The organism is Xylophilus sp. ASV27, assembly GCF_016428875.1.
In the GTDB taxonomy this organism is placed as follows: Bacteria; Pseudomonadota; Gammaproteobacteria; order Burkholderiales; family Burkholderiaceae_C; genus Xylophilus.
On record NZ_JAELTO010000146.1, the window covers coordinates 1 to 8,557 of the forward strand.

General features: G+C 71.3%; 6 protein-coding genes and 1 pseudogene. 6 read left to right on the forward strand and 1 reads right to left on the reverse strand.

Translation table 11 applies throughout. The annotated features are described in order from the left end of the window. Nucleotides 1-158 precede the first annotated feature (158 nt). From JHD63_RS20565 to JHD63_RS20580, 4 genes are read left to right on the forward strand one after another with little or no spacing between them, the layout of a single operon-like run. Nucleotides 159-1,187, forward strand: a complete 1,029-nt coding sequence (locus JHD63_RS20565; protein ID WP_198972668.1) for a DNA polymerase Y family protein — start codon at nt 159-161, stop codon at nt 1,185-1,187. Beyond that, nucleotides 1,180-4,428 (forward strand): error-prone DNA polymerase, encoded by a 3,249-nt coding sequence (locus tag JHD63_RS20570; protein ID WP_198972669.1) that lies wholly within the window; start codon nt 1,180-1,182, stop codon nt 4,426-4,428. The genes JHD63_RS20565 and JHD63_RS20570 overlap by 8 nt, the downstream gene beginning before the upstream one ends. A gap of 60 nt (nt 4,429-4,488) precedes the next feature. After that, on the forward strand, nt 4,489-5,370 hold the full coding sequence (locus JHD63_RS20575; protein WP_198972670.1) for an EamA family transporter: 882 nt from the start codon (nt 4,489-4,491) through the stop codon (nt 5,368-5,370). A 60-nt stretch (nt 5,371-5,430) separates the two neighbouring features. Next, complete coding sequence (locus JHD63_RS20580; protein ID WP_198972671.1) at nt 5,431-5,985, forward strand: GNAT family N-acetyltransferase; 555 nt, start codon at nt 5,431-5,433, stop codon at nt 5,983-5,985. A gap of 177 nt (nt 5,986-6,162) precedes the next feature. On the opposite strand, the gene JHD63_RS20585 is transcribed toward JHD63_RS20580, so the two are convergent. Then, entirely contained in the window at nt 6,163-7,269 is a 1,107-nt protein-coding gene (locus JHD63_RS20585) for an SLC13 family permease (RefSeq protein WP_198972672.1), read from the reverse strand. A 50-nt stretch (nt 7,270-7,319) separates the two neighbouring features. Between JHD63_RS20585 and JHD63_RS20590 the strand changes: the two genes are divergently transcribed. Together JHD63_RS20590 and JHD63_RS25070 are read left to right on the forward strand one after the other, a co-directional pair. After that, on the forward strand, nt 7,320-8,294 hold the full coding sequence (locus JHD63_RS20590; protein WP_370590597.1) for a pseudouridine synthase: 975 nt from the start codon (nt 7,320-7,322) through the stop codon (nt 8,292-8,294). A gap of 36 nt (nt 8,295-8,330) precedes the next feature. Beyond that, nucleotides 8,331-8,438 (forward strand): annotated as a pseudogene (locus JHD63_RS25070) (transposase); the annotation flags it as partial. Nucleotides 8,439-8,557: the final 119 nt, after the last annotated feature.

The following is an 8,557-nucleotide window of genomic DNA, read 5'->3' on the forward strand; positions in this document are numbered from 1 at the left end:
CCCCCCCCCCCCCCCCCCCCCCCCCCCCCCCCCCCCCCCCCCCCCCCCCCCCCCCCCCCCCCCCCCCCCCCCCTTTTATATGTGTATAAGAGACAGCCCAGGGCCCGAGCGGCCTGGCGGCCCTGGCCCGCCTGCGCCTGGCGGCCGAAGGCACGCCGGTGCCGCCCGATGCCCCGCTGGACGCGCTGCCGATCCGCACGCTGGAGGCCGCCGCCGCCCATGCCGCCACCCTGGTGCCCATGGGCTGCCGCACCTGGGGCCAGTTGCGGGCGCTGCCGCGGGCCGGGCTGGCGCGGCGCTTCGGCGCCGGCCTGCTCGAGGCGCTGGACATCGCCTACGGCGAGCGCCCCGAGCACTATCCCTGGTGCGCCCTGCCCGAGACCTTCGACGCGGCGCTGGAACTGCCCGCCCTGGCCACCGATGCGCCCGGGCTGATGTGGAGCGCCAGCCGCCTGCTGGCCCAGTTGCAGGTCTGGCTGCAGGCGCGCCAGCGCGGGGTGCGCGCCTTCGAGCTGGAGTGGACGCTGGACCTGCGCCGTGTGGACGGCGTGGAGCTGCCGCGCCACGGCCGGCTGCTGCTGCGCACCGCCCAGCCCACGCGCGACATGGCCCACCTGCGCCGCCTGAGCGCCGAGCACCTGGCGCGCACCGTGCTGCAGGCGCCGGCCAGCCGGCTGCGGCTGCGCTCGGTCGACACCGACGCCTGGGCCGGCGCGGCGGCCAGCCTGCTGCCGGACGAGGTCCCGCGCGGCGAGCCCCTGCACCAACTGGTCGAGCGCCTGCAGGCGCGGCTGGGAGTCGACAGCGTCCTGGTGCCGCACCTGCACGCCGACCACCGGCCCGAATGCCGCCAGCAGTGGGTGCCGGCCGGCGCCAAGGCTGTGGCGGGGGGAGGCTTGCCGGAGGGCGGCGCGGCCGACGCACTGGCGCCCCCCTGGCTGCTGCCTGCACCCTTGCAGCTGGAGGGGCATGACCTGCCGCATTACCACGGCCCGCTGCGCCTGCTGTGCGGCCCGCAGCGCATCGAGAGCGGCTGGTGGTGCCCGCCCGCAGAGCGCGCGCGGCGCGACTACTTCATCGCCGAAAGCGAGGGCGCGGGCCTGGTCTGGATCTTCCAGGAGCACCCCTGCGCCGCCGCGGCAGGCGAGGGCGCCGCCCGCTGGTTCCTGCACGGGTTCTATGGCTGAGCTGCACCGCCGGCCGCCACGGCTGCGTCCCCCACCGCCGGCGGGCGCCGTGCCGCCGGCCTATGCCGAGTTGCACTGCCTGACCAATTTCAGCTTCCAGCGCGGTGCCTCGCATCCGCATGAGCTGGTGGAGCGCGCGCAGGCGCTGGGCTACAGCGCGCTGGCGATCACCGACGAGTGCTCGGTGGCGGGCGTGGTGCGGGCGCATCTGGGCCTGCGCGACCACCTGGCGGAGCGCGCGCCCGGCGGCGCGCCGCTGCGCCTGCTATTTGGCAGCGAGTTCGCCTTTCCCGAGGCCGGCTTTCGCCTGGTGGCGCTGGCGCGCGACCTCGACGGCTGGGGCAACCTGTGCGAATTCATCACCGCCGCGCGCCGTGGCGGCGCGGCCAAGGGCGACTACCGCGTGGGCCTGGACTGCAGCGATTTCCGCCTGCTGCGCGGCTGCGAAATCCTCTGCGTGCCCGACCGTCTGCCTGCGGATGCTATTGATTCAATAGCTATACGCCAGCGTATTTCAAAGGCTTCAGCCCTTTTTGATGAAAAAATCTGGATCGCCGCCGAATTGCACCGCCAGATGGACGACGCGCTCTGGCTGGCCGTGCTGCAGGATGCCGGCGCCGCCTGCGGCCTGCCGCTGCTGGCCGCGGGCGACGTGCACATGCACCGGCGCTCGCGCAAGCGGCTGCAGGACGTACTGACGGCAGTGCGCCAGGGCCGCAGCGTGGCCGACTGCGGCTTCGCGCTGCAGCCCAGCGCCGAGCGGCACCTGCGCCCGCGCGAGCAACTGGCCGAGCTCTATCCGCCCGAACTGCTGGCCAATACGCTGGAGGCGGCCCGGCGCTGCCGCTTCGACCTGGACGAGATCAAGCCGCGCTACCAGTACCCGCACGAAAACGTGCCCGGTGGCGAGGCGCCGATGCAGACCCTCACGCGCCTGACCTGGGCCGGCGCGGCCCGCCGCTATCCGGATGAGGTGCCGGCCCAGGTGCAGGCCAGTATCGCCAAGGAACTGGCCCTGATCGGCGAGCTGGACTACGCCATGTTCTTCCTCACGGTGGAGGACATCGTGCGCTTTGCACGCAGCCAGAACATCCTGTGCCAGGGCCGCGGCTCGGCGGCCAATTCCACCGTCTGCTACTGCCTGGGCATCACCGCGGTCAACCCGGTGAACGGCCACCTGCTGTTCGAGCGCTTCGTCAGCCGCGAGCGGCGCGAGCCGCCCGACATCGACGTCGATTTCGAGCACCAGCGGCGCGAGGAGGTGATCCAGTACATCTACGCCAAGTACGGCCGCGAGCGCGCCGCCATTGCCGCCGTCGTCATCTGCTGGCGCACCCGCAGCGCGCTGCGCGACGTCGGCAAGGCGCTGGGCGTGCCGGCCGCGCTGGTGGACGAATTCGCCAAGGACCACTACTGGTTCGATGACGGCCTGCAGACCGAGCGCCTGCCGGAGGCGTTGGAACGCACGGGCCTGTCGGTGGCGCCCGGCCTGCTCGCGCTGTGGCTCGGGTTGACGGCGCAGCTCAAGGGCTTCCCGCGCCACCTGAGCCAGCATGTGGGCGGCTTCGTGCTGACCCAGAGCAAGCTCACCCGCCTGGTGCCGGTGGAAAACGCCAGCATGAAGGAGCGCTCCGTCGTGCAGTGGGAGAAGGACGACCTGGAGGCCATGCACATGATCAAGGTCGACGTGCTGGCGCTTGGCATGCTCAGCGCGCTGCGCCGCGGCCTGGACCTGGTCAACCGCTGGCGCGGCACGCACTGGGCGCTGCACAACCTCCCAGCGGAAGACCCGGCCACCTACGACATGATCTGCGCCGCCGACACCGTGGGCGTGTTCCAGATCGAGAGCCGGGCCCAGATGTCCATGCTGCCGCGCCTGCAGCCGCGCACCTACTACGACCTGGTGGTGGAGGTGGCCATCGTGCGGCCCGGGCCGATCCAGGGTGGCATGGTGCATCCCTACCTGCGGCAGCGGGTGCGGGAGCGCAAGAAGGAGAAGATCGAGTACGAATACCCGGATCTCAATGAAGCCCTGAAGCGCACCCTGGGCGTGCCCATCTTCCAGGAGCAGGTGATGCAGATTGCCATGCTCGCCGCCAAATTCACGGCCGACGAGGCCGACCGCCTGCGCCGCTCCATGGCGGCCTGGAAGCGCACCGCCGGCATCTCCGCCTTCCGCGATAAGCTGATCGACGGCATGGAAGCCAACGGTTATGCCCGCAGTTTTGCCGAGCGCCTCTTCAAGCAGATCGAGGGGTTTGGCGAGTACGGCTTCCCCGAGAGCCATGCCGCGAGCTTTGCCCAACTGGTGTACGTCAGCAGCTGGCTCAAATGCCACGAACCGGCCGCCTTCCTGGCCGCGCTGCTGGACTCGCAGCCCATGGGCTTCTATTCGCCTTCGCAGCTGGTGCAGGACGCCCGGCGCCACGGCGTGGAGGTGCGGCCGGTGGATGTCTGCGCCAGTGGCTGGGACTGCACGCTGGAGCCGGCTGCGCAGGACTCCGCCCAGCCCGCCGTGCGCCTGGGCCTGCGCCTGGTCGGCCAGTTGGACAAGGCCGCCGCGCAGCGCCTGCTGGACGCGCGCGCCACGGCGCCCTTCATCAGCACCGAGGACCTCGCCCTGCGCGCCCGGCTGGACCCGGCTGACCTGCGCGCACTGGCCGCGGCCGATGCCCTGCTGCCGCTGTCGGGCCACCGCCGCCAGCAGGTCTGGGACGCCAGCGCCCAGCGGCGCGCGCCGGCGCTGTGGCAGGGCGTGCCGGTCGACGAGGCGCCGCTGGCCCTGCCGCAGGCCCGCGAGGGCGAGGAAATCTCCGGCGACTATGCAGCGCTCGGCCTCACGCTGCGCCGCCACCCGCTGGCGCTGCTGCGCCCGCGCATGGCGCGCATGCAACTGCTCACCGCCCGGCAACTGCACACCGTGCCGCACGGCCGCAGCGTGCGCGCCTGCGGCATCGTCACCATGCGCCAGCGCCCCCCCACGGCCAAAGGCACGCTGTTCGTCACGCTAGAGGACGAAACCGGGGTGGTCAACATCATCGTCTGGCAGCACGTGCTGGAGGCGCAGCGCGAGCCTCTGCTCAAGTCCCGCCTGCTGGCCGTCGAAGGCCAATGGCAATGCAGCGAGGCGGAGGAGGGCGCAGGCGTGGTGCGCCACCTGCTGGCGCGCCGCTGCAAGGACTTGTCGGCGCTGCTGGGCGCGCTGGACGGCGAGAGCCTGCGCAGCCGGGACTTTCATTGAGCAACGCCATCTTTTCTATGATGGCTGGCTACGCTTTCCACGCCCACCCGCGAGCCGCTCTTGTCCATCGTCCGCCTGTCCCAGCCCTCCGTCGCCACCGCCGTCGCCTGCCTGATCGGCAGCCTGGTTTCGCTCTGTGTCGGCACCTCGTTTGCCAAGAGCCTGTTCCCGCTGGTCGGCGCCCAGGGCACGGTGGCGCTGCGCACCGCCTTCGCCGCCATGATCCTGCTGGCCCTGTGGCGGCCCTGGCGACGGCCGCTGGCGCGCCGCGACGCGGCCTGGATCTGCCTCTACGGCGCCACGCTGGGTTTCACCAACCTGCTGTTCTACCTGTCCCTGCGCACCGTGCCGCTGGGCATTGCGCTGGCGCTGGAATTCACCGGCCCGCTGCTGCTGGCCGTGCTGTCGTCGCGGCGCGGGACGGACTTCGTCTGGGTCGGGCTGGCGGCGGTCGGGCTGTCCTTCCTGCTGCTGTTCGGCGGCGCCGTCGCGCGGCCGGACGCGGCCGGCGCCGCGTTCGCGCTCGGGGCCGGCGTGCTGTGGGCGCTGTACATCGTCTTCGGGCAGAAGGCGGGCAACGCCCACGGCGGGCAGGCCACCTCCCTCGGCCTGCTGTGCGCGGCGCTGGTCACGCTGCCCTTCGGCGCGGCGCATGCCGGCAGCGCGCTGCTCGACCCCTCTTTGCTGGTGGCCGGGCTGCTGGTGGGCATCTTCTCCAGCGCGCTGCCGTATTCGCTGGAGATGGTGGCCTTGAAGCGCCTGCCGCGCCGCACCTTCGGCATCCTGCTGAGCCTGGAGCCGGCGGTGGGAGCCCTGGCGGGCGTGCTGATACTGTCCGAGCGGCCCACGCCGCTGCAATGGCTGGGCATCGCCTGCATCATGGCCGCGGCCATCGGCTGCACCGCCACGGCGCGCGGCACGGCGGCGGTGCCGGTGGATTGACAAGCCAGGCAAATTGACGGGCCGTGCACTCGGATTCATCTACCCAGGGAGGAATTGCCAATGCAGTGGAATACCGTGGAGATCACCTCGGCGCGCCTGTCGATGCGGCCGTTTTCGGCGCCCGATGCGAATGAGGCATTCGCCTGCATCACGCCCACGCTGACGCGCTACATGTCGTTCGATCCGCTGCCGTCGAAGCGGGATTTCGAATCGGTCTGGCGGGAATGGCTGACGGATATCGACGCGGGGGTCGATTTCACCTTCACCATCCGCCGCCGTGGCACGCAGGCCTTTCTCGGGCTGGCGGGACTGCACCGCGCCCGTGAACCCGAACCTGAGCTGGGCATCTGGGTGCGGGAGAGCGAACACGGCCACGCCTATGGGCGTGAGGCGGTGCAGGCGGTCGCGGCCTGGGGCACGCGGACCTTCCGGCCTGCTGCGTTCGTCTACCCCGTCGCCGAGGCGAATGCGCCCAGCCGGCGCATTGCCGAGTCGCTTGGCGGCACGGTCACCGCGCATCGTGCGGGGCCCAGGTACGACTTGCTCGTCTATCGGATTCCGGTGGATGCCCCAGGCGCGTCACGCGGGGGCGAAATGGATGAGGCCGTGCCTTAGCCCCTTAGGGCAACGCTGAATAAGTCCGCGTGGTGGCGCGCGCCCTGGTGTGGGATGGGATGCAAGGCGCAAACCGCAGCCATGGCCGCAGCTATGGCGAGGATTTGCAACGCCGCAGACCGCCCACGGCAGGGATGCGCGACACGCGAGGGGCTTGTTCAGCGTTGCCTTAGGCCGTCAGCCCAGCCGCAGCAGCAGCGCCGTCGCGGCGCACACCAGCAGGAAGGGAATGCTGATGCGGTGGAATTCGTGCAGCCCGTGCGGTAGCCGGGCCAGCCGCAGCGCGATCAGGTTGGCCAGCGAGCCCAGCACGCAGCCGAAGCCGCCCACGCTCACCCCCGCCGCCAGCGCGGGCAGGTCGTGCACGTAGCGCTCCAGCAGGATGGCCGCCGGCACGTTGCTGATGAACTGCGAGGCCACGATGGCCGCCAGGTAGGCGCGCCAGCCCTCGCCGATGTCCTGCCCGGCCAGCCACTGCGCCATGACCGGCAGTTCCGCCAGTTGCCGCAGGTCCACGAACATCAGCGCGATGATCGCCAGCAAGGCCCAGTCCATCCCGCGCAGCACGCGCCGCTCCAGCAGCAGAAAGGCGCCGAACACGCCGGCCAGCCCCGCCAGCAGCCAGCGCTGGTCCAGCGCCACCACAAAGCCGATGAACAGCAGGCCCGACAGCAGCAGCAGGCGCGGCCGCGCCGGTGCCGGCTCGTCTGCGGGCTTGAGCGCGATGGCGCTGCGCGGCACCAGCACCCAGATCGCAACGAAGAGCCAGACCAGCATGATGGCCACCGTCGGCGCCATCATCCCCATGAAGGCCGGAAAGCCCAGGCCTGAGCGGTGCCAGAGGAACAGGTTCTGCGGATTGCCGATGGGCGTGAGGGCCGAGCCGGCGTTGACCGCCAGCGCCTCCAGCACCACCAGCCGCGCCAGCGGCAGGTGCGCCTGCATGGCCAGTACCCGTGTCAGCGGCACCAGCAGGAACAGGCTCACGTCATTGGTCACCAGCGCAGACAGGCCCGCGGCCCCGGCCACCAGCAGCAGCGCCAGCCGGCGCTGGTCGGTCACATGCGCCAGCAGCCGCTGCGCTGCGGCCTGCAGCATGCCGCTGCGCTCCACCCCTTGGGTGATGGCCAGCAGGCCGGCCAGAGCGCCCACGGTCTGCCAGTCCACGAGGTGCAGGTAGTCCAGCGGCGCGCGCGGCCGCAGCACGGCGAACAGGACGGCGACGGCCAGGAGCATCCAGAGCAGGCCGTTGCCGCCGGCGGGTTCAGATGGGGGATGGGTCATGCGGTCGCGGTGGAGGGAGTCGCCATCGTAGCTGCCTACAATCGCCCGCCGTGCCCAAGCTCTTCCGCCAGATCCGCAAGCTGCCCACGCGCGAGGGCGTGAGCCCGAGCTGTGTGGCGCTGCCGTCGGGGCCCTGGCCGACGGTGCTGGACTACCTGGCCGAGCGCCTGCCGGCGGTCACGCGCGAGGACTGGGCGCGGCGCATGGCGCGCGGGGACGTGGTCGATGGCGACGGCCGCGCGCTGGCGCCGGGGGCCGCCTACCAGCCGCAGGGCCGGGTTTTCTACTACCGCGCGCTGGACGCCGAGCCGGCGCTGCCCTTCGAGGAAGACGTGCTCTACCAGGACGACTGCCTGGTCGTCGCCGACAAGCCGCACTTCATGCCCGTGCTGCCGACCGGCCCGTACCTGCAGCGCAGCCTGCTGGTGCGCCTGAAGCGGCGCCTGGGGCTGGACACGCTCGCGCCCATGCACCGCATCGACCGCGATACGGCGGGGCTGGTGCTGTTCTCGGTGCAGCCGAGGCACCGGGGCGCCTACCAGGGCTTGTTCGCCGAGCGCAGCGTGCAGAAAGACTATGAGGCCATGGCTGCCTGGCGGCCCGACTTGGCGCTGCCCATGACGCTGCGCCTGCGCATGGCGCCGGCCGAGCAGTTCTTCCGCGAGCGCGTAGTGCCCGGCGAGCCCAACACCGAAACCCGCATCACCCTGCTGGAGCGGCATGGCGCCCTGGCGCGCTACCGCCTGCAGCCGCACACCGGCCGCAAGCACCAGTTGCGGGTGCACATGGCGGCGCTCGGCCTGCCGATCCTGAACGATGCCTGGTACCCCGAGATCCATGACCCGCCCGAGGGCGACACCTCGCGGCCGCTGCAGTTGCTGGCGCGCAGTGTCGGCTTCACCGACCCGGTGACCGGTGCGGCGCGGCAGTTCGAGAGTCGGCGGCGTCTGGTGGCCCTCTGGTCTTACTGTGTCAAAAACGCAGCTTTGCATTTTGAGGATGCCCCCGAATTTCGGAGTTCATAGCGGATCCCGGGAGAATCCCGGAACAGGAGCCGAGAAGTGAACGAAGAGAGAAGCCGAGGGAAGTACACGCGGGAGTTCAAGCAGGAGGCGGTCAGGCAGGTCAAGGCTGGGCGCGCGGCGTCGGTGGTGGCCAAGACCTTAGGGCAACGCTGAACAAGCCCCTCGCGTGTCGCGCATCCCTGCTGCGGGCGGTCTGCGGCGTTGCAAATCCTCGCCATGGCGGCGGCCATGGCTGCGGCTTGCGCCTTGCATCCCATCCCACA